Origin of the sequence: Streptomyces sp. NPDC051976 (assembly GCF_040680795.1) — a bacterium.
In the GTDB taxonomy this organism is placed as follows: Bacteria; Actinomycetota; Actinomycetes; order Streptomycetales; family Streptomycetaceae; genus Actinacidiphila.
On the sequence record NZ_JBFAXL010000010.1, the window covers coordinates 24,655 to 48,378 of the forward strand.

Consider the following 23,724-nt stretch of genomic DNA (forward strand, 5'->3'; position numbering starts at 1 on the left):
AGCACGAGATGCGAAGAGTTTCGCTGCGCACGGCATCCATCGCCCTCGCCCTGACCAGTGCCCTGGTCACCAGCGCGTGCGCCACCACCAGCGACTCCGCCAGCGGTGGCAAGTCGTTCACCTACTGGTCGATGTGGACCCAGACCGAGCCTCAGGCCAAGGTCCTGCAGCGCTCCATCGACGCCTTCACGGCCAAGACCGGCATCAAGGTCAACGTCCAGTGGCAGGGCCGCAAGGTGCTGGACAAGGTCGGCCCCGCCCTGCTCGCCGGCAACGCGCCCGACCTTGTGGACCAGACCTTCGACCAGATGCTGCCGACTCTCGCCGCCACCGGCCAGGCCCGTGACCTCACCGGCGTACTCGGCATGGACACCGGCGAGCATCGCAAGGTGAGCGACGTGATCCCCGCCAAGCTCCGCGACATCCTGCCCGCCGGCAAGGACGGCACCCCGTGGATGATCCCCTACGAGGCCATCACCGTCTCCCTCTTCTACAACTCCACCGCCATCGCAGGCCCCGCCCCGAAGACCTTCGACGACCTGCTGGCCCTGTGCCGGCAGGCCAAGGCCACGGGCAAGGCGTGCATAGGTACGGACGGCGACGCCAGCTGGGCCACCACCTACTGGTTCGACTACCTCCTGAACCGCAACGGAGGCTCACTGCCCGCGCTGGCCGCCGACAAATCCGGCGCGGCGTGGAAGAACCCGGTGGTCCTCAAGACTGCCCACCAGATAGAGCAGTTGGTCAAGGGCGGCTACCTGATCCCCGGCTACGACGCGACCAAGTACCCCGAACAGCAGAACAACTGGGCCACCGGCAAGTCGCTGTTCTTCCTCATGGGCAGCTGGCTGCCCAGCGAGACCAGCACCTTCGCCCCGCAGGGCTTCCAGTACCACTCGGTGAACTTCCCCTCCACCGGCGACACCGCCAAGGACGCCGTCGATGTCATCCCGCTCGGCTTCGCCGTCCCGAAGAAGGGCAAGAACGCCGAAGCCGCCGAGAAGTTCATCGCCTTCTTCCTCCAGCGCTCCCAGATCAGCGGCATCTCCACCACCGCGGGCAACATCACTCCGCGCACCGACACCCAGGCCCCGGCAAGCCTCGCCGACGCGGCACAGAGCTTGAACCAGTCGCAGACCCGGCTGCCCTTCGACAACCTCAGCCCCGACTACGAGGACAAGGTCCTGAACCCGGTCTTCACCGATCTGTGGTTCGGCAAGACCGACGCGGCCGGCTTCGTCACCAAGATGACCAGTGCCTCCGCCGACTACTGGAAGGCCAAGGGCTAATGCCACCCCGATCCACCGCCGGGCGGCTCTCCCCCCGCCCGGCGGGCAACAGCCCCTTCCAGCGCGCACAGAACCGCGCGTTCTGGCCCTTCATGACACCGGCTCTGGTCCTCTTCCTTCTCTTCTTCGTCGCCCCGATCGTCTTCAGCGTCTGGCTCAGCTTCCACAGCTGGGACGGCATCACCGACATCCACGCACGGGGCGGCAAGAACTACCGGCAGCTCTTCCTCGACCCGACCTTCCGGGCGGCCCTGCGCAACACCGGACTGATCCTGGTCGTCGGCGGGCTGATCACCTTCGTCCTCAGCTTCGCCATCACTCTCTTTCTGCGGGAGATGGTCGGCCGCAAGTTCGTCCGCTACGTGCTGTTCTTCCCCGTCCTGGTCAACCCCCTGGTCTTCGGCGTGATGGCGGGCCTGCTGTTCAGGCCGGACGGCGTGGTCAACCACCTGCTGCGCACCCTGGGCGTCACCGACCCGCCCAAGTGGCTGGCGATGGACAACATCTTCACCCTGATCCTCGCCACCACGATCTGGGCGGCTGTCGGCTTCTACACCACGATCATCATGTCCGCGGTCGAACAGATCCCCGTCTACTACTACGAGGCGGCCGAGCTCGACGGGGCCGGCGCCTGGACCAAGTTCCGCCACATCACCTTGCCGCTGTCGTGGGAAGTCGTCACCGTCTGCGCACTCCTGTGGACCATCGCCTCGATCAGAGTCTTCGAACTGGTCCTGGTCTTCGGCGGATCGACCGGCGGCACCCCGCCGCCCCAGACCTACACCACCGCGCTCTACGTCTACGAGACCGGCTTCTCCGCCAAGGCCCAGCACGACTTCGGCGTCGCCTCCGCCGCGGCACTCGTCAGCCTGGTACTCATCACCGTCGTCGCTGTCCTGCTGCGCAGCGTCATGCGCCGCGACGCCGTCGAAGTCTGAACCACAAGGAGATCGCGTGCCCGCGACGACCACGAACCCCGGCCACCGCACACGGCCCGCCAGGCCCCGGCGCGGGCTCTCCCTCAGGCCACGCCATCTCGGCTCCGCCCTGATCTGGGGCCTCGTCATCACCAACCTGCTCCTGCTCGTGTGGATGGTGCTGACCTCCCTGCGGGACACCAAGTCCATCTTCGAGCACCCTGTGGGGTGGCCGAGCTCCCCGCACTGGGCCAACTACACCACGGCATGGAAGACCGGCGGCTTCGGCCGGGGCCTGGTCAACTCCACCGTCGTCTCCACCACCTCAGCCGCGGCCGCGGTCGCCGTGGCGGCCCCCGCCGCCTACGCGCTCGCACGGACCCGCAAGCGAGTCGGCGGCCCCCTCACGATGCTGTTCGCACTCGGCGTCGGCATTCCCGGCCAGCTGATCGTGATTCCGGTCTACCTGGCCTTCGCCAAGACACAGGACGCCACGCACCTCAAGCTGCTCGACAGCATGCAAGGCCTCATTCTCGTCTACACCGGCCTGGCCATTCCCTTCACCGTCTTCCTCCTCACGGGCTACTTCGTCTCGCTGCCACTGGAGATCGAGGAGGCGGCCGTGATCGACGGCGCGGGGACGGTACGCACCTTCATCCAGGTCGTGCTGCCTCTGGCCCGCTCCGGACTCATCACCGCCTTCACACTCGCGGTCCTGGGCGCATGGAACGAGACCCTGTTCTCCATCATCCTCACCACCCGCGCACAGACCCGGACCCTGCCCGCCGCTCTGCTCTCCTTCATCGACCAGCAGCAGTTCCAGGGCAGCGACTGGGGCGGCATGTTCGCCGGCGTGATCATCGTCATGCTCCCGGTTCTGGCGCTTTTCGTGGTGCTCGGCCAGCGCCTGGTCTCCGGAATGACCGTGGGGGCCGGCAAATGACCACCGTCCTGACCGCCGTACCGGCCTCGGACACGGTGGATGAACTCGGAGAGGGCCCGCGCCGCGACCCCCGCACCGGTGAGCTGCTCTGGGTCGACATCCCGGCCGGCACCGTGCACCGCGGCCACCGGGCCGGTGAACGCATAGCCCGCACGGCGACGTACCAGGTGGGCACCGCGGCCGGGGGCATGGTCGGCGCCGTGGCGCCACTGCCCGACCCGGGCGCCGGCTGGCTCGTCGCCGCACACGACGCGATCTGCCATCTCGCGGAAGACGGCACCGTACGTGTGCTGAGCCGCCCCGAAGCCAGGCGTGGCACCCGCTTCAACGACGGCGCATGCGACCCGCAGGGACGGTTCTGGATCGGCAGCATGGGCCGCCCCCCGCAACACGGCTCCGGCCGACTGCTCCGGGTGGAACTCGACGGCTCGGTCACCACGGTGCTCACCTCGGTGACCATCGCCAACGGCATCGGCTGGAGCCCGGACGGTCGGCAGACCTACTTCATCGACACCGCGACCCGCCGTCTCGATGTCCTGAGCCTCGGCCCGCGGGGCGAGGCGACAGAGCTGCGCACTCTCGTGGTCTTCCCATCCGAACACGGTGTTCCCGACGGACTCGACGTCGATGAGGAAGGCTGCGTCTGGGTCGCGCTCTGGGACGGCTGGGCCGTGCACCGCTACTCACCGCGCGGCGAACTGCTCACCGTGGTCGAGACACCGGTCAGGCGCCCCACCGCCTGCTGCTTCCTCGGCGACACCCTGGTCATCACCACCGCCCGGGACGGCCTGACCGACGCCGACCTCCGCGCCCAGCCCGATGCGGGGAAACTGCTCACCGCGAAGGTCGGCGTCCATGCCCCAGCCGCCCGCCCCTACCTGGGCCACGATCTCCTGGACCACGTCTGCCCATGACCACCCGACCAGAACGCCTGCGCCAGCTCCTCCACCAGCACCGCCTGGTCGCGATCCTGCGCGCCCACAACGGCGACCACCTGATACCCGCCACCCGCACCCTGCTCGACGCCGGACTGCGCTGCATCGAGATCACCCTCCCCACCCCGGGCAGCCTCGCCGCCATCCACGCCGCGCGCACCGCCGCCGGTGACGGCACTCTGATAGGGGCCGGCACCGTGCTCACCCCTGGCGACGTCCGCCGGGCCGCCGAAGCCGGAGCCGACTTTATCGTCTGCCCCCACAGCGAGGAGTCGGTACTCGCCACCGCCAACGACCTGGGACTCGGCTCGCTGCCCGGAGCGTTCACCCCCACCGAGGCACTCCACGCCAGCAGGCTCGGCGCCACCGCCGTCAAACTCTTCCCGGCCGGTTCACTGAGCCCCGCCTACCTGACGGCACTCGCCGGACCATTGCCACACCTGCCGTTCGTCCCCACCGGCGGCATCACCATCGATTCCGCCAGCCGCTGGCTGGCCGCCGGAGCAATCGCCGTCGCCGTGGGATCCCCCCTGCTCGGCGACGCACTCTCGAGCGGCGATCTCGACCAACTGCACACCCGCGCGCGGGCATTCGTCTCGGCCGTCGAGCGGAGGCCGGCATGAGCGACCTCGTCGTACTCGGCGAGACGATGGCGGCCCTGACGGCCGACCGCATCGGACCCTTGCGCCACGCCCGCACGCTAAGCCTCTCCGTGGCCGGAGCCGAATCCACCGTGGCCATAGGGGTGCGGCGACTCGGACACAGCGCCACGTGGCTCGGCCGCCTTGGCGACGACGAACTCGCCGCTCTGGTCCGCGACACCTTGCGCGCCGAAGGTGTGTCCGTCCACGCGACCGTCGACCCGACGGCCCCCACGGGCCTGTTGCTCAAGGAACGCCGCACGGCCGACGTCCGCCGCGTGCACTACTACCGCCACGACTCGGCAGGCTCCCGGCTCACGCCCACCGACCTTCCGGCCGGAGTCGTGGAGCAGGCCCGGATCCTGCACACGAGCGCCATCACCTGCGCGCTCTCCGACAGCGCCCTCGCGACCGTCAGAGTCGCCCTGGACCGTGCCCGGCAGCACGGCGTGACTGTCTCCTTCGACGCCAACCACCGCGACCGCCTGTGGAGTCGGGCCAAGGCCGCCCGGACACTGCGCCCACTGCTGCCCCTGACCGACCTGCTCTTCGCCAGCCTGGACGAGGCGCAGATGCTGCTGGACTCGGACGCATCCGATCCCGCCGCTCTCGCCAGGGAGTTACTCAGCCATGGACCGCGGACCGCGGTGGTCACGCTCGGGGCGGACGGCGCGTGGTCGGCCGGGCCCGCCGGCGTGCACCATGTCAGAGCCGTAGCCGTCAGTGAGGTGGACCCGGTCGGCGCCGGGGACTCCTTCGTGGCGGGCTACCTGGCCGGCCTGCTCTCGGGCGCCGATCAGCCCACCTGCCTCTCCCATGCCGCGAGGGTCGCCGCCTTCTCGGTGGCCTGCCAGGGCGATTGGGAAGGGCTGCCCACGGCTGCCGAGCACTCGCTGCTCCCCGGAGCGGCCGGCGAGGTTCGCCGCTAGCTCTGTCTTCGAGGCCGCGGTCCGTACGTTACGTACGGGCCGCGGCTTTTTCATGGGCAAATCTGTCCATGTTCCGTACATCGCAGGAGTTAACTGCGAGTAGACACTCCGAGAAATGTCAGAAGTATTGACGCACTGCCATGGCGTGGTGAGACTCGCCAGCTAACCGGACCCTCATCATCCGGTTTCTTCCACGCCCCTAGGAGACGCGCAGTGCTCCACTCCCTCAGACATCGCCCAGCTCCGCACCGCGCTAGACGCAGGTGCCTCGTCCTCCTCGCCCTCGGCTCACTGGCCGCCGCGCTTGCGGTCATACCGGCCTCGCCCGCCCAGGCCGCCACGACACCCCCGCCGAACCTGATGGGGAACCCGGGTTTCGAGTCGGGTTCGCTCTCCCCGTGGTACGCGTGGAACAGCTCCGTTGTCAGTACGGAGAGTCCGCGGACCGGTGGCTATGCCTTGAAGATCGGTACGTCGGAGGCTTCTGCCGAGCAGGTGGTTTCTGTTCAGCCGAACACCACGTATCGCTTGTCGGGTTGGCTGAAGTCCGGTGCTGCCGGCGAGCCGATGGTGCTGGGTGTCAAGGACAACTACGGAGGTCCTGGCAAGTCGGCCACCACGTCCAGCACTTCGTACACCGAGGCCGACGTGGTGTTCACCACCGGAGCCGGCAACACCCAGGCCACCGTGTACTGCTACAAGAACACCAGCAGCGCACCCGGCTACTGCGACGACGTCGCCCTCATCCCGATCTCCTCACCGAACCTGATGGGGAACCCGGGTTTCGAGTCGGGTTCGCTCTCCCCGTGGTACGCGTGGAACAACTCCGTCGTCAGCGCCGAGAGTCCAAGGTCGGGGGGTTACGCGCTGAAGATCGGTACCTCGGAGGCTTCCGCTGAGCAGGTGGTTTCTGTTCAGCCGAACACCACGTATCGCTTGTCGGGTTGGCTGAAGTCCGGTGCTGCCGGCGAGCCGATGGTGCTGGGTGTCAAGGACAACTACGGAGGCCCCGGCAAGTCGGCCACCACGTCCAGCACTTCGTACACCGAGGCCGACGTGGTGTTCACCACCGGAGCCAGTAACACCCAGGTCACCGTGTACTGCTACAAGAACAGCAGCAGCGCACCTGGCTACTGCGACGACCTCACGCTCACCAACTGGATCACCGTCAACCCCGCCCGGGACACATCGAGTGTGATCAAGAACCCGGCGATGGGCTGGCAGCTCTACGTAGAGAGCACCACCGGGCTTTTCCCGGACGCCGCCACCTTCTGGAGCCAGGTCGACCCCTACCGCGCTTCAGCCTCCGAGCTCTACATCCGGATGCCCTGGTCCGCCTTCGAACCCACTCAGGGTCATTTCGCCTGGAACGAGGACGCCAACTTCATCGCCCTGGTCCAGGGCGCCCAGCAGCGCGGCCTCAAGCTCGCCTTCCGCATCAACGAGGACAGTCAGGACTACACCGACCGCCAGTCCACTCCCCAGTACGTCTTCGACGCCGGCGCGGCGCAAGCCCCCGCTCTGTCCGACACCGGCTTCCGTGACCCGGTCCTCACCGACCCCGTCTACCGCCAGAAGTTCGCCACGTTCCTCACGGCCTTCGCCGCCCGTTTCAACGACCCCGCCGTCACCGACTTCGTCGACACCACCGGCCTCGGCTGGTGGGGGGAGGGCCACCACACCCAGCTCGCCACCGCCGACCTGGCCCCCACCCTCACCTGGGTCACCAACCTCTACGCCCAGAAGCTCGACAAGGTGCTGCTCAACCTCAACTACGGCGGCGAGTTCTCCGCCGGCCAGGACCCGATCTACACCAGCGGCTTCGCCATCCGCCGTGACAGCCTCGGCAGCTCGGTCTGGTTCCCCACCAGCGACCAGGACGCCATCAAAGCCCACTTCCCCGCTACGGCCGTCTTCGGCGAGAACTGCTACCAGAGCTTCGCCACCAATCCCAACGGCTGCGACGGAGCCATCGGCACCGACGGCATCCGCACCGTCCTCACCAGAGTCGTCGCCGACGCCAAGAACATCCACGCCAACACCCTCGACCTACGCTGGCCCGCGAACGACGTCCCCACCTGGGTGCGTGACAACCCCGACCTCGTCCAGGACTTCGCCCTCAACGGCGGCTACCGCATCGCACCCGACCAGGTCGGCTACCCCTCCTCAGCCATGGCCGGGGCGACGGTCCCGATCATCCAGACCTGGTCCAACACCGGCGTCGGAGAACTGCCGAACGACCTCGCCGGATGGAATCACAAGTACAAGGTCTCCTACGCGCTGCTGAAGGCAGACGGCACGGTCGCCGCCCAGTACGTCGACCCCGGCATCGATCCCGGCGCGTGGGTCAAGGGCGCGCCGTCGACCAGCGCCTCCTCCGCGGCCTTCACCGCACCGGCGGGCACCTACCAGCTGGCCGTGGCGATCGTCGACAGCGCCAACGGAAACACGCCCGCGATCAATCTGGCGCTCACCGGCACCGCGCCGAGCTCCGGCTGGCGGTCACTGGGAGCATTCACGGTCACTCCCGCGTACGCCACGTGGTCACTGCAGAACGGCAACAGCGGGCTGGCGGCGGACGTTCAGAACGGCTCCACCAGCCCCGGGGCCCCCGTCCTCCAGTGGCCGTACCTGAACGGCTCCAATCAGCAGTGGCAGTTCAACAGCGTCGGCAACGGCTACTACCACGTGGTCAACGCCAAGAGCGGGCTGTGTCTCGACGTCAGCGGTTCCAACCTCGCTGACGGCGCGTCAGTCATCCAGTCGACCTGCGGCACCTCGCAGAGCCAGAGCTGGGCCACCCAGGACTTCGGCGACGGCAACCTGAGACTGCAGGCGGAGCACAGCCTCAAGTGCCTCGACGTGCAAGGCGCCTCCACCGCGCAAGGAGCCTTCCTCGTCCAGAACACCTGCGCCCTGGTGGCGAGCCAGGAATGGACCAGGATCGGCGTCCAGTAGATCCGACCCGACACGTGAGGGGCGGCCGACGGCGAACGCCGGCCGCCCCTCACGCAAGCGGCCGGCCTTCGTGCGGTACCTAGCGCAGGCCGTCGTTGATCTTCCTCGCTGTGGCGTCCAGGGCTTCGACCTCGGCGTCGTCGAGGACGGCGAAGACGAGCCGGCGGACTTCCTCGACGTGCGCGGGGGCGACCTTCACCATGTGGGCGAGTCCGGCTTCGGTCAGGACGGCCTTGGTGAACCGACCGTCGTCACAGTCCGTGACGCGCTGGACGAAGCCGCGCCGTTCCAGCCGGGCCACCAGATGCGAGAGCCGGGACAGTTCCGAGTGGGCGCGGTCGGCCAGCTCGGACAGCCTCATCGCATGGTCCGGCTGATCGGACAGGCCGGCCATCACGTAGTACTCCAGAAAGCTGAGGCCGGCCTCGCGTTTGAGCTGCGCCTCCAGTGCGGCCGGCAGGCGCGTCATGAGGGTCGCCAGTTCGCGCCAGGCGTGAAGCTGCGAAGGGGTCAACCACTGCGGTTGCTCGCTGCGCTGGGGGGCGATCGACATGCCCGGATTCTATCACTTGAAGATTCATGTAGCTGTTGGTAGTCTCATGAAAATTCAACTCATCCTGAGAGGGCATACCGATGACGCTGACCATTCCCCCTGCGGGCGACTACAAGATCGACCCCGAGGAGTCGGGGATCCACTTCAAGAGCACGCACATGTTCGGGCTCGGGTCGGTGACCGGCACGTTCGCCCTGCGCTCCGGACACGTATCGATCGCCTCACCGCTGACCGCCAGCAGCGCGGAGGCGGTCGCCGACGCCACCAGCTTCAGCACCGGCAGTGACGCGCGGGACAAGAAGGTGCTGTCGAGCGCCTTCCTCGATCCGGCCGCCTACCCGGAGATCAGTTTCACGTCGGTCTCCGCGGTGAACGCCGACGGCACCTGGATCCTCCGGGGCACGCTCACGGCGCACGGAGTGGACGCTCCCGTGGAGTTCACCGTGACCGACTCGGGCTTCGTCGACGGCACCCTCCACCTCGCCGCGACCGCGACCGTGGACCGCTATGCCCACGGCATCACCGCGATGAAGGGCATGGCCGGCCGCTATCTGCACCTGACCGTCACTGTCCAGGCTCGTCAGTAGATCCGCACGGGCCCGTCTGTCACCACCCGCGGGGACTGGGCGACCGCAGTCGCCCACCGACTTCGCCCGCAAGAGCGGTCGCTGGACCCCGCCCGTCCAGCCCTCGCGTAAGGGAGCCGGGCGCTGTCCTGCGAGGTGACTACGGGCACATCACCATTGGCGCACGCACCTCTGTCCAGGACGGCAGCCTGCTCCATACCACCGCACGCTGGCCTCATTGGGTCGGGCTCAGTCACCCTTAATCGTGCGGTGGTTCGCAAAGGGGCCGTCGTGGGCGCTGGAGCACTCATCCCAGAAGGCTTCGAGGTTCCCTCGGCCACCACGGCGCTCGGCGTACCAGCAAGAATCCGCCAACACGCCCTCGATCCCGCATGGATCGACGAAGCTGTCGCCACCTACGCCCGCACCGCAGCTCGCTACCGCCAGCAGCTGCGGCACCTCGACAGCTGAACCCGACCGACCGCCCCGCGCGTACATCGACCGGTCACTGCTCTTTGAGCATGCTCTCCAGCCGGTCGAGGTCCTCGCGCAGTAGACCGACGACATAGGGAACGCTGTCGCTGCCCGACGGAGCCCGCTTGGCGACCAGACCGCCTAGAGCGATGTCAACCATGCCCGTCACCAGCAGCTCCGGAGTCGCCGAGCCGGCACCCGAGTGACGGGGATACCAGAAAGCAATCCAGTTGGCGACCCCGAGCAGGGAGAACGCCGCCAGCTCCGCATCCACCGGGCGGCAAGAGCCTTCCTTGACCGCCTGGGACACCAAGTCCGTCAGCGAAAGCAGGGTCTGACGGCGCGCCTGCAAATGCTGTTCGGCCAGCGGCTCGGGCAGCGCACCCTCGCTGGTGAGCAGGAGCCGGAACCGCTGCGGGTTGCGGGCGACGGTCAGCGCCATGTCGGTGACACCTTCTCTCAACCGGTCGATGGCCGGGCGGGAGTCGGGCTTGGCCAGCCGCTGCATGTCCTGAGCCGTGTGGAGCGTGAAGCCTCGAACGAGGATCTCCAGCAACTCTTCCTTGCCGCGGATGTAGTGGTAGATGCCGGTGCGGGTCAGACCGATGGCTTCCGCCAGCTCCTGCAATGACGTGCCGGCCACACCCTGGCGCGCGAAGAGCTGCTCCGCAGCCTCCATGAGTCGGCTCATCACCATGTCGTGGCGGGCTGCGCTGCGTGTCGTCGGCTTAGGCATAGCTGCATTAAACCGCTCGGCCGGCTGACGCCAGGCCCAAGGGTGACACTCCCGTCAAGAAACGTGACGAAGAAGGGGCGGCCCACCGGCTGCGCAGCCACCGTTCTCGACGAGCGCGCCCGCATCGCCCGCGAGCGCCCACAACTGAGTGAGTACGAACCCTTGTCGCCAGAAGTCACTGTCAATATTCTGACGCCCACGTCAAGCATTCACGTTACGCGGAGGTACCGGTCGTATGAAACCCCTGATGCCCCAAGCCGCATCGTCACTCACTGTGCCGTCTTCCCCGTCCGGGGATGTACGCCATGACCAAGTCATGCACGCCTGGCGTACATGGTCGACGGAGCATCGCGTTCTGGCCGCCGCCCTCGGCGGCTTCGTGGCGGTCCACGTCTCGAGTCTGCTCGGCTTCTGGCTGGGCGGCTTCGGACTCACCCGGCTCGACTACAACACGGCCAACGGCATCGTGCTCCTGCCGCACGGAACGCCCACGCAGCAGTTCGTCGTCGGTGCCCTCAGTCACTACATCGACGGCGTCGTGTTCGCTGTTCTCTTCGCTCTCGGCCTCTCACCGCTGCTGCCGCTACCGGGCACGCGGTTGGGGAACATCGTGAAGGCCCTGACCTTCGCGACAGTGCTGGCGCTGCTGTCCATCTTCGTCACGGCCCCCTTTGTCTTCGGGCCCGCCAGAGGTGTTCACGACGCCCTCGGCGGGCTCCACGCGGGCCCGAACTACATCGTCAGCGTGCTGATCTTCCATTGGATGTACGGGCTTCATCTCGGCGTCATCTACAACCCGTTCGACGCTCCCCGCGCGAAGCCCGCAAGCAGACTCCCGCAGGAGCAGCCATCCGATCCGTTCTAACTGGCTGTCCGCTGCCGGGTCCGATCACCCCGACTCCGGTCCGCTGGCCCTCTCGCCGCATCGCGCGCCGCGCGGTGCGGCGAGCCGCGTCACCGGCCGCCCTGCTCCTTGGCGGCTGCAACCGTGGACATCGCCGTTGACGAATTGACTTATGCGTCGGATAATCGTCAGTACCGTCAAATGAATGGAGCAAGGTGTCTGCGATGGTGAAGAGGGTCGGACTTGTCGTCCCCAGCTCGAACGTGACCGTGGAGACGGAGATGCCCCGCCTCCTGGCCAGGGCGGAGGGGGCTGACTTCACGTTTCACTCCAGCCGCATGCGCATGCACGCGGTGACCCCGGCGCAGCTGAGGGCCATGAACGCGCAGAGCGAGCGCTGCGTCATGGAGATCGGCGACGCGGGTGTCGACATCGTGCTGTACGCGTGCCTCGTGGCCATCATGGCCAGCGGCCGTGGAGAACATCGCAACGTCGAATTCGCTGCTGCGGAGCAGCTGGGGACCGGCGGCTCGGACGCCAAGGTGCTGTCCAGCGCCGGTGCGCTGGTGACCGCCCTGAAGGCCCTCGACGCCGAGCGCGTAGCGCTCGTGATGCCTTACATGAAACCGCTCGCCGAGAAGGTCGTGGACTATGTGGAGGCCGAGGGCTTCACGGTCACCGACTGGTGCGCCCTGGAGGTGGCCGACAACAGCGACGTGGGTTGTATCCCCGGCCACCGCGTCATGGACGCGGCGCGCAGTCTCGACCTCAGCAGCGCCGATGTCCTGGTCATCTCGGCCTGCGTGCAGATGCCGTCGCTCGACCTGGTGCAAAGCGCCGAGGTCGAGCTGGGCCTGCCGGTGGTCTCCGCTGCTACCGCCGGTGCCTTTGCGATCTTGCGGAGCCTCGGGCTGCCCGTGAACATCCCCGACGCTGGTTCGCTGCTACGTGCGGACGCACCCATAGCCGCCGCGTGACAGCGTCACGTCACCCCAAGGAACAAGGAGTAACCGTGGCCCAGAAGCCGGAACACCGCGTTCGAGGCGTCGACCATGCGGCTTTCCCGACCTTCGACCCCGCCGCAACCACCCGGTTCTACCGGGACGTGCTGAGGTTTCCGGTCGTGCACTCGATCTGTGCGGCCGGCTGGGGGCCGGAGAAGCACCCAGACTTCATCCACTTCTTCTTCGACATCGGCAACGGGGACCGCATCGCCTTCTTCTACTACTTCGGCACCGTGCCGTTCGGCGACCAGAGTGCCCCCGGCGACGCCTGGGCGCGGCTGGGACATGACGTCCCCGAATTCTTCCTCAACTCCCGCCACCTCGCCATCCATGTGGAGGACGAGGAGGACCTGCTCGAGTACCGCCTTCGGCTCGACGAGTCCGAATGGCCCGTGGAGATGCAGGTCATGCACGAGACGATCGAGTCGATCTACACCCATGACCCGAACGGCTACATGATCGAAATCACCCGGGCGCTGCGTCCGGTCACCCCGCAGGAAGACCTCGACGCGGCACTGACCATCGATGCCCTGTGCGAAGTCGTCCAGGGGGCGGAGCCGTCGATGGACAAGCTCCTGACCCGCAAGGCGGAGCTGATCGTCGCACGGGCGGCGGCCTGGGAGGAGAAGCAGGACGCGGATGCGCAGGAGGTGGTGCAGTCGTGATGACACGCATCTATGTCCTCGATGTTCCGGAGAACGTGGGCGTCATCAAGGTGGCGTCTCAGGACCCGGTGATCGACGTCGACATGGTGGGTCCCTACTACAGGATCACTGCTGCCCATGACGACATCGTCATCGACCGACGCGCGGCGGGCTGCCGGCATGCTGTCTGGTACAGCGCGGTCGCGGGACTTGAGGAATCCGTCATCGTTCAACACGACAAGGACGTGCTGCGGGTGAGCCCTCGATGAGCGCGCCCAGCGACGAACGTCTGGGCGCTGGACGCCATGTACCGCCCGGCGCCATCCCTGTGCACACTGTCACCACTGCTCACGAACTGACCACCCAGGACGGGGCAACGGTCAGCGGGCTGCTGCGGACTGTGCCCGGGGCCACCGCCGTGGCCGTTCTGATGCATCCGCGTCAGGATTTCTCCCACCACGTTCTGGTGCCCGAGCTCCTCGCCCGTGGTTACGCGGTGTGGACGCAGAACACCCGCGGCGCGGGCAACGACCTGACTCTGCTGCACGAACAGGCACTGCTGGACGCCGCTGCCGGCCACACATTTCTGCGGGACCACGGCTTCGCCACGGTCGTCTCTGTGGGCCACTCGGGTGGCGCGGCCCTGGCCGCCTACTACATCGAACAGGCCGGTCTCCCGCCCGCCCACCGGGAGACGGCGACCCCCGGTGGCAAGCCTGTTCCGCTGGCCGAGGCGCGGATGCCGGTACCCGACGGCCTGTTGCTCATGGCACCACATCTCGGGCAAGGGCACCTGCTCATGCGGATGATCGACCCGTCGGTCGTCGACGAGACCGACCCCATGTCGGTCGATCCGGCCCTTGACCCCTACGACCACCGCAACGGCTTCACCGAGCCGCCCACCAGCTCCCGCTACACACGTGACTTCATTGAGGAATACCGCCAGGCGCAGCGTGCCCGCGTCGAACGGATTGACCAGGTCGCCAGGGAACGAGTCGCCGTTTCCGCCAGGGCACGCAAACGCTACGCGAACACCCGCGAGGCGAATGACCGCCGCCGGTCCCTGGCCTCGGGCGTCATCCTTGTGCACCGCACCGACGCCGACCTCCGGGGAGTCGACCTCAGCATTGACGCCAACGACCGTCCCTACGGCTCCCTCTTCGGCCGCCGACCAGACCTGACCAACTACGGGATCGTCGGCTTCGGACGCCTCACCACCCCTGAGGCCTGGCTGTCGACCTGGTCGGGTATCTCCAGCCGAGCGGGACTGCTGCGGTGCGCAACCGGTATCGCCGTTCCGGTGCTTCTGGTGGAACTGACCGGTGACCAGGCCTGCTTCCCCGCGGACGCCCGCGAACTCGCCGGCGCGTTCGCCTCCGGGGATGTCACTCATGTACGAGTGCCAGGCCGTCACTTCGGGGCTCCGCTCACCGAAGGAATGACATCGGGAGCGACGCTGGCCGCCGAGACCGTGTCCGACTGGCTGCGTACCCGATTCCCCAACCCTGCCGCAGGCCAGTAAGGAGCCACAACATGCCACCCGTACCCGATGGAACAGTGCACCCCTTTTCGCCAGGCGGACCCAGCGAGCGCGGCCTCGTCACCTACCCGGAGAAGGCCGTTGCCGAGTACCGCGCGACGGGCTACTGGACGGGAAGGACCCTGCCGGCCGAGCTGAGAGCCGCGGCACATGAGCATGCCGACAGGCAGGCGCTGATCACCCCGGAAGTCGCCCTTACCTACGAGGAGTTGTTCACACTCGCCGAGAACTTCGCGGCGGGGCTGGTGGAAGCGACCGAGCTCTGGCCCGGCGATGCAGTGATGTTCCAGATGGGCAATGTGGCCGAGACGGTCGTGTCCTACCTGGGCTGCCTGCTGGCCGGCATCCGCCCCGTCTGTACGCTGCCGCAGCACGGAGTCCGCGAGATCAGCGTTCTCGCCCGGCACGTCGGCGCCCGAGGGCTGATCCTGCAGGCCGACTTCGGGCGCGGTCAGCTGCCCGATCAGGCACGCCAGTTGATGTCCGACGGTGTCATCACCGAAGTGGTGGTCGCCCGTGGTCCGGCGTTCGGCTCCGCCCTTACCTACGACGCTCTCCTGCGTGTGGGGGAAGTGGTCGACTCGGCACACCTCCCGTACCACTCCCTCAGCCCTGACCAGATCGCGGTCTTCCAGCTCTCCGGGGGCACCACAGGCCTGCCCAAGGTGGCTCCGCGCCTGCACGAGGAGTACACCTACAACTCCGTTGCCTGGGCGACCACCCTCAACTGGGGCCCCGGCACTGTTGCCCTGTACCCCTTGCCGATCATGCACAACGCCGGAATCTCGGTCGGTTTGCAGCCGGCGCTCCTCACCGGAGCCACCCTGGTCCTGGCGCCCACAGCCGGCATCCCCGCGCTGCTCGACTTGATCGAGGCCACGCGCCCCGACGCGCTCCCGCTCGTGCCACCCGCGCTGGCGGTCCGCCTGCTCGAAGAGCCTCGCAGCAGGCAGGTGGACCTGTCGTCCATCAAGACCTTCATTGTCGGAGGCCAGAAGCTCGCCCTGGAGACCGCGGAGCGTCTGCGCGACGTGCTGGGCATCAGCATCCGGCAGAAGTTCGGCATGGCGGAAGGTATGTTCCTCGTCACGCCATCGGACGCTGGAGAGGAGGTACGCCACCACACGGTCGGCTCGCCCATCTCCCCGGCCGACGAAATCCGTATCCTGCATCCGGACGGGAAGAGCGAGGTCCCGGACGGCGCTCTCGGTGAACTGTGCGTTCGCGGCCCCTACACCATCCGCGGCTACTTCCGGGCGGAACAGCACAACGCCGCTGCGTTCACCGCCGATGGCTTCTACCGCACCGGTGACCTCGCGCGCCGCCGGATCGTTGACGGCATGGCCTACTACTCCATTGACGGCCGGATCAAGGACGTGATCAACCGGGGCGTGGAGAAGATTCACGCGGACGAGGTCGAAGAGCTGATCATGCGGCATCCGGATGTGGTGAACGCCGCCCTGGTCGCCATGCCCGACAAGGTCCTAGGGGAACGCGGATGCGCCTACCTGGTGCTGAAGCCAGCCGCCGCGCCGCCCACGGTGGCATCGCTGGGGGTGTTCCTGCTGGGCGAGGGGCTGGCCAGGTACAAGCTCCCCGAGCGGGTGGAGCTCATCGAGTCCCTTCCGCTGTCGAACGTCGGCAAGGTCGCGAAGAAGGCCCTGCGCGAGGACATCGCCATGAAGCTGGCCGCGGAGCCGCACGTCTGAGAACCCTTACCTGTGCCAGTCGTTTCGGTCCCGGCCGAGACGCGCGGCCACCCGCTCGGCACCGTGGCAGAGATCCCGTGCTACCAGCCTGTGATGATCGCGCACCGCAGCGACCGCCGCCGACAGGTGAAGCGCGCCGTACGCGGACAGGTACTCCGGCGAGGCGTCCTCGCCCGGGCTGCAGCTCGCGATGGTCTCCCGGGCCAGGGCAACGCAGTCGGCCACATCCCCGGTGGAGGTGAGCCCGCACGCCAGGCTCCACGTGGCCGCCGCAAGCGCCGGATCGCGGACCTGGTCGGCCGGGGCGACGCCCCGGTCGGCCGCGATACGGGCCTGCACCGGCTCGCCCACGCGGCGCAGCCAGACCTGAGCCATGCCGTACACGGAGTCGTGTGGCACGCCATCCTCGACGCTGCTGTGACGGAGTGCGGTAGTTGGCCCGACCGACAACTCCATTGCTCAGTTCCCGGCATGAGCCGGCACATCCCGGTGCCGGGGTGAGGGTCAGTTCGCCGATGAGGCGGTGGTGAGATGACCGCCGTTGCGTACGGCCTCGGGGGTGAGTCCGGTCCAGCGGCGGAAGGCCCGGTAGAAGGAGTTGGTGTCGTCGTAGGCGAGGAGGTAGGCGACCTGCGACGTGGGGAGGGTGCGGTCCGCGAGGTAGCGGCGGGCGAGCCTTTCCCGGGTGTCGCTGAGGACGGCCTGATAGCTGGTGTCCTCCGCCTGGAGCTGCCGCTGGAGCGTGCGGGGGCTGAGCACGAGCTGCGAAGCGATGGCGTTGATCGAGCACTCGCCGGCGGGCAGCAGCTTGTGGAGCGCGGCCCGCACCCGGTCGGCCGTGGTGGCGGACGCTTCGAGCTCGGAAAGGCGGCGGCGCAGTTCCGGTGCGAAGAAGTTCCACATGGACTCGTCCTCGGTGAGGAACGGTAGCGAGGCGTCCTCGGCGGAGAAGGCGACGGCGTCGGTTTCACCCTCGCGGATCGGTGTGCCGAAGTAGGAGCTGGTCTCGGCTGAGGGCTCCGGGACCCGGCGCATGGTGACGCGGATAGGCCGCACCTCGTGCCGCGTGCCGATACGGGCCAGCGCTACCCAGAACGCCAGCTCGGTGGCGACGAGGAGCGGGGGCGGCGTCGGTCCCTGCGGCCAGCCGACCCCGATCGTCAGCCCGGTGCGGTCAAAGGTGACGCGCAGCTTCAGGGGGCCGATGAGGGGCTTGAACGCGGCGATGCGCTCGGCCGCTGTGCGCAGATCCGCGCTGCACAGTGCCGCGAAGATCGGCGGGTTGAACACCTCAACGGACAGTGCCCGCCCGATCCGCACCGCCAGGTCGGGATTCCCGGCCTCGGCGTTCAGGGCGTCCCAGAACCGGTAGTACTCCTCGGTCGTCATCGTGACCTGGCCGTGCCCCAAGATGCCGGCCGGGAGCTGCGCCCGCCGCAGTACACGGGCGCCGGAGATCCCGAGGTCGTACAGGAGCGCGCGGGCCCCCGGGTCCACGGTGAACCGGTCTGATGCCATGCTCCGAGAGTAGTTCCGCGAACGGGATCGCGTGGATGCCGTGTGCGCCATCCGACGCGCAGAAGACGCCACCTCTCCATGGCGTGAACGGCAAGAGGGCAGGCGTCCTCGGCTAGTCCCTCGTCATGATTCTCCGCTTAGCGTGGAAGCCACGAACCACCACAGCTCGTGACCGTCGACCCCTGTGCCACGGAGCTGATCGGCCAGCGTGCCGTCATGGACGACGCCACCTCCATCGGCGGCATCAGAACCCAGTTCGGCATATGACCAGCAGACACCGCCGCCTCCCGCACTCCGCCAGACGATGAGGAACCCATGACCACCACCAAGATCGCGATCGTGACCGGCGCCTCCTCCGGCATCGGCGAAGCGACCGCTCTCAAGCTGATCGGCCTCGGCTACACCGTCTACGGAGCGGCACGCCGCACCGACCGCCTGCACAAGCTCGCCGAACACGGACTGCGTCCGCTGGCGATGGACGTCACTGACGACGACTCCATGACGAACGGCGTAGACCGCGTCATCTCGGAGACCGGGCGCATCGACGTCCTGGTCAACAACGCCGGGTACGGCTCGTACGGCGCGCTGGAGGACGTCTCGCAGGACGAGGCCCGCCGCCAGTTCGACGTCAACGTCTTCGGCGCCGTCCGCCTGACCCAGATCGTCCTGCCGCACATGCGTGCCCGGCGCAGCGGGACGGTCGTCAACATCACTTCCATGGGCGGGAAGATCTACACCCCGCTGGGCGGCTGGTACCACGGCACGAAATTCGCCCTCGAAGCCCTCAGCGATTGCCTCCGGCTGGAGGTCAAGCCGTTCGGTGTCGACGTCGTCGTCATCGAACCCGGCGGTATCCGCACCGAGTGGAGCGGCATCGCCGCCGACCACCTGGAGAAGTCCTCCACCTCGGGCGTCTACGCCGGCCAGGCCCAGGCCGTCGCCGCCTCCATGCGCTCCGAGGCCATAGCCAAGCGGATGTCCCCGCCCACCGTCATCGCCGACACCGTCGGCAAGGCCGTCACGGCACGCCGCCCCAAGACCCGCTACGCCACGGGCTTCAGCGCACGCCCCCTCATCACCCTGCGACGATTCCTGCCCGACCGCGCCTTCGACGCCCTGATGTCCCGGGCCATGGGTCTTCCCCGCTGAGCCACCCGGTCCGGAGTCGGCCCCAAGTACTGGACGGTGTACGGCTGGGACTACCCCAACAACGCGGCCCCTGCCCGAGTCGGCGTGGAAAGAAAGAACATCGACTGGGTGGCCGAGGCGTTCCGCCCCTACGGCTACGACATGGTCTGCACCGACGGCTGGATCGAATGCTCCTGCGCAAGAGCCATGTCAGGCAGGCGGACCACCCCCGCTTGCGCGGGAAGGACCGCATGGCCGAACTGGCCGAGCAACGGCGTGCGTTGTTTCCTTGCTGCCTCTCTCACGGCGGCTGTGTGCAGGGCACGTTGGGCGGACGGGTTCCGCTTCCTCTTCCTTGCTCGTACGGGGCGTGCCGGGCGACCTTCGGCTGTACCCGTTCCTGGTTCTCGCCGGGCTCCTTCTGGTGGTGGGGACTTTCACCTGGGCAGACGGCAGGCCGCTCCCGTCATCCCACGGCTTTGCCAACCCTTGACCGTTTGGCGGGTGTCGGCGATCCCGGCGCACGTGCTGTAGGGTCCGGCGCACGACCTTCGGCTGTACCTGCTTTGCCTCGTCCTCGCACGGGCTCCCCGCACTAGGAGAGTTACGTGCCGAAGAACCGACACAAGGCGACCAAACGCGTCGTCCTCCCAGCCGCTCTGGCGTGCGCCGCCGCGCTGGTCTGGGCCGCGATAGGCGTGCCCGGCTGGGCAGGGCAGCCTGTCCACGGTCCCGCGGCGGCCGTGCCGGCCCACGGCCCGGCGGCGGCCGTGGAGCCCGTGGCCTGCGACCAGAAGGACAGCCCGGACAAGGGCTGGTACCGGCCTGTGTATGTGCACCGAGCCGACAAGGAGTCCGCGCCCGGTGCCGTCGAGATCGTTCGCAAGGTCATGTGGGACGTCGACCAGGTCTTCGACGCCAGCGCCCGACGGCTCGGCGGTGAGAGCCGGCGGCTGCGCTTCGTCCAGGACGCGCGGTGCCGGATCGAGGTCATGAGTGTCGCCGTCGACGGCCTGCCCGCGCGGCCCAGTTTCGGGCAGGCCCGCAAGGCCGCGCAGGCGGCGATCGCCGCCGAGGTACGCAAGGCCGACCCGGCCACCCGGCAGCGTGAAAGGCGTATCCGCAACGTCCTGTTCCTGGACACCAGCCCCCGCGGCTGCGGAGTGGGGCCGGTGCCCTCACCCACGCACCGGGCCGATCTGCACAACGGCTGGGCCTCGGTGTCCTGGGGTTGCGCCACGCAGCCCGCGGTGACCCACGAACTGATCCACCAGTTCGGTGTCACGCACTGCGACAACCGGAAGGACCAGGGGGCCGACCCGATCTGCCGGGGCTACGACAAGACCCCGCGCTGCGACGAACTGAACGCCAATCAGGTCCTGGACTGCCCCAAGGACGAATTCGCGTACTTCGATCCCCGCCCCGCGCCCGGCAGTCCGCTCGCCGAGAAGCCGTCCACCAACGTCGCGAACAGCCCTTACCTGATCAAGGATCAGCCGACGCCGTCCCTGAAGGTCCGGATGGTCGTCAGCGGGAGCGGTCTGTGCCTCGCCGCGGCGGACTCCTCCATGGTGAAGCGGACGTCCTGCGACGGTGCGGGCCTCACCTGGGAGCGAACCATCAACGACCAGGGCTACTTCACCCTGTCCTCGGGCGGTAAGTGCCTGGCCCAGGCGAAGTCGCCCGACCGGAATCCGAGGCTGATCGCGTGCGCACCGGGTGACAGCGGCCAGGACTGGTGGATGTCGCCGGGGCGGGGCGCCGCCGCTGAGCAGTACAAGGTCGTGAACCGGGCGACCCGGCAGGCGCTGCGGTTCACGCCCGACGCGCACGCGGAAGGACAACTCCTCGCCATGGGCAGCCAGTCCACTGCCACGGGCTTCGTGCTGGCCGACACCAACTGACACGACACCAACGAGCACCACGCCAACTGACACGACACCAACTGGCACGACACCAACTGACACCGGGAGCCCCGGTGACGGCAGCCGCGTACGGCTCAAAGGCCGCCCCGCGCGCACCCGCCGTCACCGGGTCCGATGCGCGCGGGGACTGACGTTCCGGAACTTCGCGTAAAGCGTTGGCAAACTCGCGGGATGCCGTGCGTGGCCAGCGGTCTGACATGGTGACAGGCCCGGCCGAGAGGGGGACCTCCGTCCCCCCTGTGAACCGCTCCGGTCGGCACAGGTCTTGCAACAGGAAGGTGGCCTGCATGCCCGTTGGTCGGATCCCGGAGCACTCTCCGCAAATGTGCGGTTGATGCGCCCCAACTCAGGAAAAGCATGCCTTCATTCTGGCGTGACAATTTTCCATGAGGGCTGAACCCGAGATCTTCCACGCGCGGAAGCGATTCGACAGGTAATTCCTCACCTCGTCGCTTCCGTTCATTCCGGCCTGCTCTCGTCGAGTCCGCGGCCTGGTGTGCGCCCTCGTGAAGACCTGCTGGAAACCCTGGCTGAGCTGCGGACTTTGCGCGGCGCGGCCGATAAGTGCTGCCCGGGAACGGGCACAAGAGCGTGCGTACTCACAAGTCAGTGCCAGCACAATATTTTTGACGACGCGCCTCGTCGGGCTCGGTCGGTAAAACCCGCTGGTCAGTCGGGGAAATCCGAACCTTGGTGGTCCACGCCGAGCGGTTGGCCGAGCGGATCAAGTCGCGGGAATAGGTTGCGCATTCGTCATTCAGTGCGGTAGCAATTCTCTCGGAATCAACGAGTCCGGCTGTCGGAGCCGGAACAGCTTCGGCGTTTGCCCCCTCTCTGTTCTGGGCCGCCGAAGCATGACTGGAGGTCAATCCCATGTCTCATAAACGACAACCGAGGCATCGCCGCGTGAGTGCCAAGACCGGCACCATCGCGGTCGCCGGTCTGGCGGCGCTCGGCGCGACGGCGTTCCTTCTGCCGCACGCCAATGCGGACACCAGCGGCACGGCGGCGCCCCGTGCACTGAGTCTGAGCGCCGCCACCGAACTCGGCCGGACACTGTCGGCCGACCTCGGTGGCCATGAGGCCGGCTACTACTACGACGACGCCGCGGGCCACCTGGTCGTGAACGTGCTGAACGAGGGCGACGCGGCCACGGCGAAGGCCAAGGGCGCGCAGGCCCGGGTGGTGAAGTACAGCACCGACCAGCTCATGTCGGCGGAGCGGCAGTTGGCCAAGGCTCCCGTCGCGGGCACCGCCTGGTCCATCGACCCGCGCACCGACAAGGTGTCGGTGGAGGTGGACAGCACGGTCACGAGCAGCAACTGGTCGAAATTGATAGGTCAGACGAAGCAGCTCGGTGACCAGGTCACCGTCAGGCGGATCGGCGGAACGTTCAAGCCGTTCGCCGGCGGCGGGGACGCGATCTATGCGGGGCGCGGACGCTGCTCGCTGGGCTTCAACATCGTCAAGAACGGCAAGCCCGGATTCCTGACGGCAGGTCACTGCAGCATGGCCGGCAACGAGTGGTCCCTCCAGCAGGGTGGTCCGTCCGTCGGCAAGATCACGCAGAAGTCCTGGCCCGGCCACGACTACTCGCTGGTCATGTACAACAACTCCAAGGCCGCGGCGCCCAGCGTGGTGAACCTGGGCAACGGCCAGACACAGAGGATCACCGGTGCCGCGGAGGCGGTGGTCGGCATGTCCGTCAAGCGCATGGGCTCCACGACCGGGCTGCACGGCGGCAAGGTCACCGGCCTCAACGCCACCGTCAACTACGAGGGCGGCTACACGGTCAACGGACTCATCAAGACCGATGTCTGCTCCGAGCCGGGCGACAGCGGCGGTTCGATGTTCTCGGGCGACAAGGCGGTCGGCCTGACCTCGGGCGGCGGCGGCGACTGCACCTCGGGCGGCACCACGTACTTCCAGCCCGTCACCAAGGCCCTGGCCGCGGTCGGCGCCCGCATCGGCGGAGGCGGCGGCGCACCGGCCGAGCCGACCGACCCCAGCCAGCCGACCGACCCGGGCCAGCCCACCGGGTCGCCCGAGCCGAGCGACCCTGGCCAGCCGAGCGACCCTGGCCAGCCGACCGACCCGGGCCAGCCGACCGACCCGGGCCAGCCGACCGACCCGGGCCAGCCCACCGGGTCGGCCGAGCCGACCGACGACCCCGGCCAGCCCACCGACTGGCCCACCGGGTGGGCCGAGCCGAGTCCCTGGGACCCCACCGCGTAACCGCTGTTGAGGAGGACCGCTCCGGCGAGTCCGACCCCGGCCGAGCGGATGCCCGCCCCTCGCGGCACGCACTCCCCGCGCGATCCCGTCGCCCGTCACCCGAGGCGGCCCGGATCGCCACGGCCCCACCAACAGGTGCGTCGAGATCCCGAACCCGCCCCGACGCGCCCACCGCCCGGTTCCCGCCCCCTCCCCCCGGGCGGGGCGGGAACCGGGCGGCCATCGAGCCCCGAGCG

The 23,724-nt window shown here is 68.1% G+C and carries 22 protein-coding genes; 18 read left to right on the plus strand and 4 right to left on the minus strand.

What is annotated here, in order from left to right; genetic code table 11:
* Positions 1-8 precede the first annotated feature (8 nt).
* The 7 genes from AB0M29_RS13545 to AB0M29_RS13575 all read left to right on the plus strand — a co-directional run bounded on the left by AB0M29_RS13545 (position 9) and on the right by AB0M29_RS13575 (position 8,612).
* Complete coding sequence (locus tag AB0M29_RS13545) at positions 9-1,289, plus strand: ABC transporter substrate-binding protein (protein ID WP_365382396.1); 1,281 nt, start codon at positions 9-11, stop codon at positions 1,287-1,289.
* Entirely contained in the window at positions 1,289-2,227 is a 939-nt protein-coding gene (locus tag AB0M29_RS13550) for a sugar ABC transporter permease (protein ID WP_365382397.1), read from the plus strand. The genes AB0M29_RS13545 and AB0M29_RS13550 overlap by 1 nt, the downstream gene beginning before the upstream one ends.
* A 16-nt stretch (positions 2,228-2,243) precedes the next feature.
* A complete protein-coding gene (locus AB0M29_RS13555; RefSeq protein ID WP_365382398.1) occupies positions 2,244-3,149 on the plus strand; it encodes a carbohydrate ABC transporter permease in 906 nt (301 codons plus the stop codon).
* Positions 3,146-4,063, plus strand: a complete 918-nt coding sequence (locus tag AB0M29_RS13560; protein ID WP_365382399.1) for an SMP-30/gluconolactonase/LRE family protein — start codon at positions 3,146-3,148, stop codon at positions 4,061-4,063. The genes AB0M29_RS13555 and AB0M29_RS13560 overlap by 4 nt, the downstream gene beginning before the upstream one ends.
* Positions 4,060-4,707: a bifunctional 4-hydroxy-2-oxoglutarate aldolase/2-dehydro-3-deoxy-phosphogluconate aldolase gene (locus AB0M29_RS13565; protein WP_365382400.1), complete on the plus strand. Its 648-nt coding sequence runs from the start codon at positions 4,060-4,062 to the stop codon at positions 4,705-4,707. The genes AB0M29_RS13560 and AB0M29_RS13565 overlap by 4 nt, the downstream gene beginning before the upstream one ends.
* Positions 4,704-5,654, plus strand: a complete 951-nt coding sequence (locus tag AB0M29_RS13570) for a sugar kinase (protein WP_365382401.1) — start codon at positions 4,704-4,706, stop codon at positions 5,652-5,654. Before AB0M29_RS13565 ends, AB0M29_RS13570 begins: the two co-directional genes overlap by 4 nt.
* 360 nt (positions 5,655-6,014) lie before the next feature.
* Positions 6,015-8,612, plus strand: a complete 2,598-nt coding sequence (locus tag AB0M29_RS13575; RefSeq protein WP_365382402.1) for an RICIN domain-containing protein — start codon at positions 6,015-6,017, stop codon at positions 8,610-8,612.
* 79 nt (positions 8,613-8,691) lie between these two features.
* On the opposite strand, the gene AB0M29_RS13580 is transcribed toward AB0M29_RS13575, so the two are convergent.
* Positions 8,692-9,165, minus strand: coding sequence for a MarR family transcriptional regulator (locus AB0M29_RS13580; RefSeq protein WP_365382403.1), 474 nt, complete (start codon positions 9,163-9,165; stop codon positions 8,692-8,694).
* Positions 9,166-9,245: 80 nt separating this feature from the next.
* Here AB0M29_RS13580 and AB0M29_RS13585 point away from each other — a divergent pair, with 80 nt between their 5' ends.
* Positions 9,246-9,752, plus strand: coding sequence for a YceI family protein (locus tag AB0M29_RS13585; protein WP_365382404.1), 507 nt, complete (start codon positions 9,246-9,248; stop codon positions 9,750-9,752).
* A 270-nt stretch (positions 9,753-10,022) separates the two neighbouring features.
* On the plus strand, positions 10,023-10,202 hold the full coding sequence (locus AB0M29_RS13590) for a hypothetical protein (protein WP_365382405.1): 180 nt from the start codon (positions 10,023-10,025) through the stop codon (positions 10,200-10,202).
* Between the two features lie 34 nt (positions 10,203-10,236).
* Here AB0M29_RS13590 and AB0M29_RS13595 read toward each other — a convergent pair whose 3' ends face one another.
* A complete protein-coding gene (locus AB0M29_RS13595; protein ID WP_365382406.1) occupies positions 10,237-10,941 on the minus strand; it encodes a TetR/AcrR family transcriptional regulator in 705 nt (234 codons plus the stop codon).
* 316 nt (positions 10,942-11,257) lie between these two features.
* Between AB0M29_RS13595 and AB0M29_RS13600 the strand changes: the two genes are divergently transcribed.
* From AB0M29_RS13600 to AB0M29_RS13625, 6 genes are all read left to right on the plus strand, one after another.
* Positions 11,258-11,806: a DUF6789 family protein gene (locus AB0M29_RS13600; RefSeq protein ID WP_365382407.1), complete on the plus strand. Its 549-nt coding sequence runs from the start codon at positions 11,258-11,260 to the stop codon at positions 11,804-11,806.
* Between the two features lie 203 nt (positions 11,807-12,009).
* Positions 12,010-12,762 carry an Asp/Glu racemase gene (locus AB0M29_RS13605; RefSeq protein WP_365382408.1) on the plus strand — a complete coding sequence of 251 codons (753 nt, stop codon included), beginning with the start codon at positions 12,010-12,012 and terminating at the stop codon, positions 12,760-12,762.
* 35 nt (positions 12,763-12,797) lie between these two features.
* Positions 12,798-13,454 carry a VOC family protein gene (locus AB0M29_RS13610; protein WP_365382409.1) on the plus strand — a complete coding sequence of 219 codons (657 nt, stop codon included), beginning with the start codon at positions 12,798-12,800 and terminating at the stop codon, positions 13,452-13,454.
* Positions 13,451-13,702 carry a hypothetical protein gene (locus AB0M29_RS13615; protein ID WP_365382410.1) on the plus strand — a complete coding sequence of 84 codons (252 nt, stop codon included), beginning with the start codon at positions 13,451-13,453 and terminating at the stop codon, positions 13,700-13,702. The genes AB0M29_RS13610 and AB0M29_RS13615 overlap by 4 nt, the downstream gene beginning before the upstream one ends.
* Positions 13,703-13,899: 197 nt before the next feature.
* Positions 13,900-14,955: a hypothetical protein gene (locus tag AB0M29_RS13620; RefSeq protein ID WP_365382411.1), complete on the plus strand. Its 1,056-nt coding sequence runs from the start codon at positions 13,900-13,902 to the stop codon at positions 14,953-14,955.
* Positions 14,956-14,966: 11 nt separating this feature from the next.
* The gene (locus tag AB0M29_RS13625) at positions 14,967-16,682 is read left to right on the plus strand and encodes an AMP-binding protein (RefSeq protein ID WP_365382412.1); all 1,716 of its coding nucleotides are present in this window, start codon (positions 14,967-14,969) and stop codon (positions 16,680-16,682) included.
* 6 nt (positions 16,683-16,688) lie between these two features.
* On the opposite strand, the gene AB0M29_RS13630 is transcribed toward AB0M29_RS13625, so the two are convergent.
* Positions 16,689-17,057: a hypothetical protein gene (locus AB0M29_RS13630; protein WP_365382413.1), complete on the minus strand. Its 369-nt coding sequence runs from the start codon at positions 17,055-17,057 to the stop codon at positions 16,689-16,691.
* Between the two features lie 129 nt (positions 17,058-17,186).
* The gene (locus AB0M29_RS13635) at positions 17,187-18,200 is read right to left on the minus strand and encodes an AraC family transcriptional regulator ligand-binding domain-containing protein (protein ID WP_365382414.1); all 1,014 of its coding nucleotides are present in this window, start codon (positions 18,198-18,200) and stop codon (positions 17,187-17,189) included.
* A 315-nt stretch (positions 18,201-18,515) separates the two neighbouring features.
* Between AB0M29_RS13635 and AB0M29_RS13640 the strand changes: the two genes are divergently transcribed.
* From AB0M29_RS13640 to AB0M29_RS13650, 3 genes are all read left to right on the plus strand, one after another.
* Positions 18,516-19,349 (plus strand): oxidoreductase, encoded by an 834-nt coding sequence (locus AB0M29_RS13640; RefSeq protein ID WP_365382415.1) that lies wholly within the window; start codon positions 18,516-18,518, stop codon positions 19,347-19,349.
* Between the two features lie 587 nt (positions 19,350-19,936).
* Positions 19,937-21,232: a hypothetical protein gene (locus AB0M29_RS13645; RefSeq protein WP_365382416.1), complete on the plus strand. Its 1,296-nt coding sequence runs from the start codon at positions 19,937-19,939 to the stop codon at positions 21,230-21,232.
* A 927-nt stretch (positions 21,233-22,159) separates the two neighbouring features.
* Positions 22,160-23,488, plus strand: a complete 1,329-nt coding sequence (locus AB0M29_RS13650) for an alpha-lytic protease prodomain-containing protein (protein WP_365382417.1) — start codon at positions 22,160-22,162, stop codon at positions 23,486-23,488.
* Positions 23,489-23,724 lie beyond the last annotated feature (236 nt).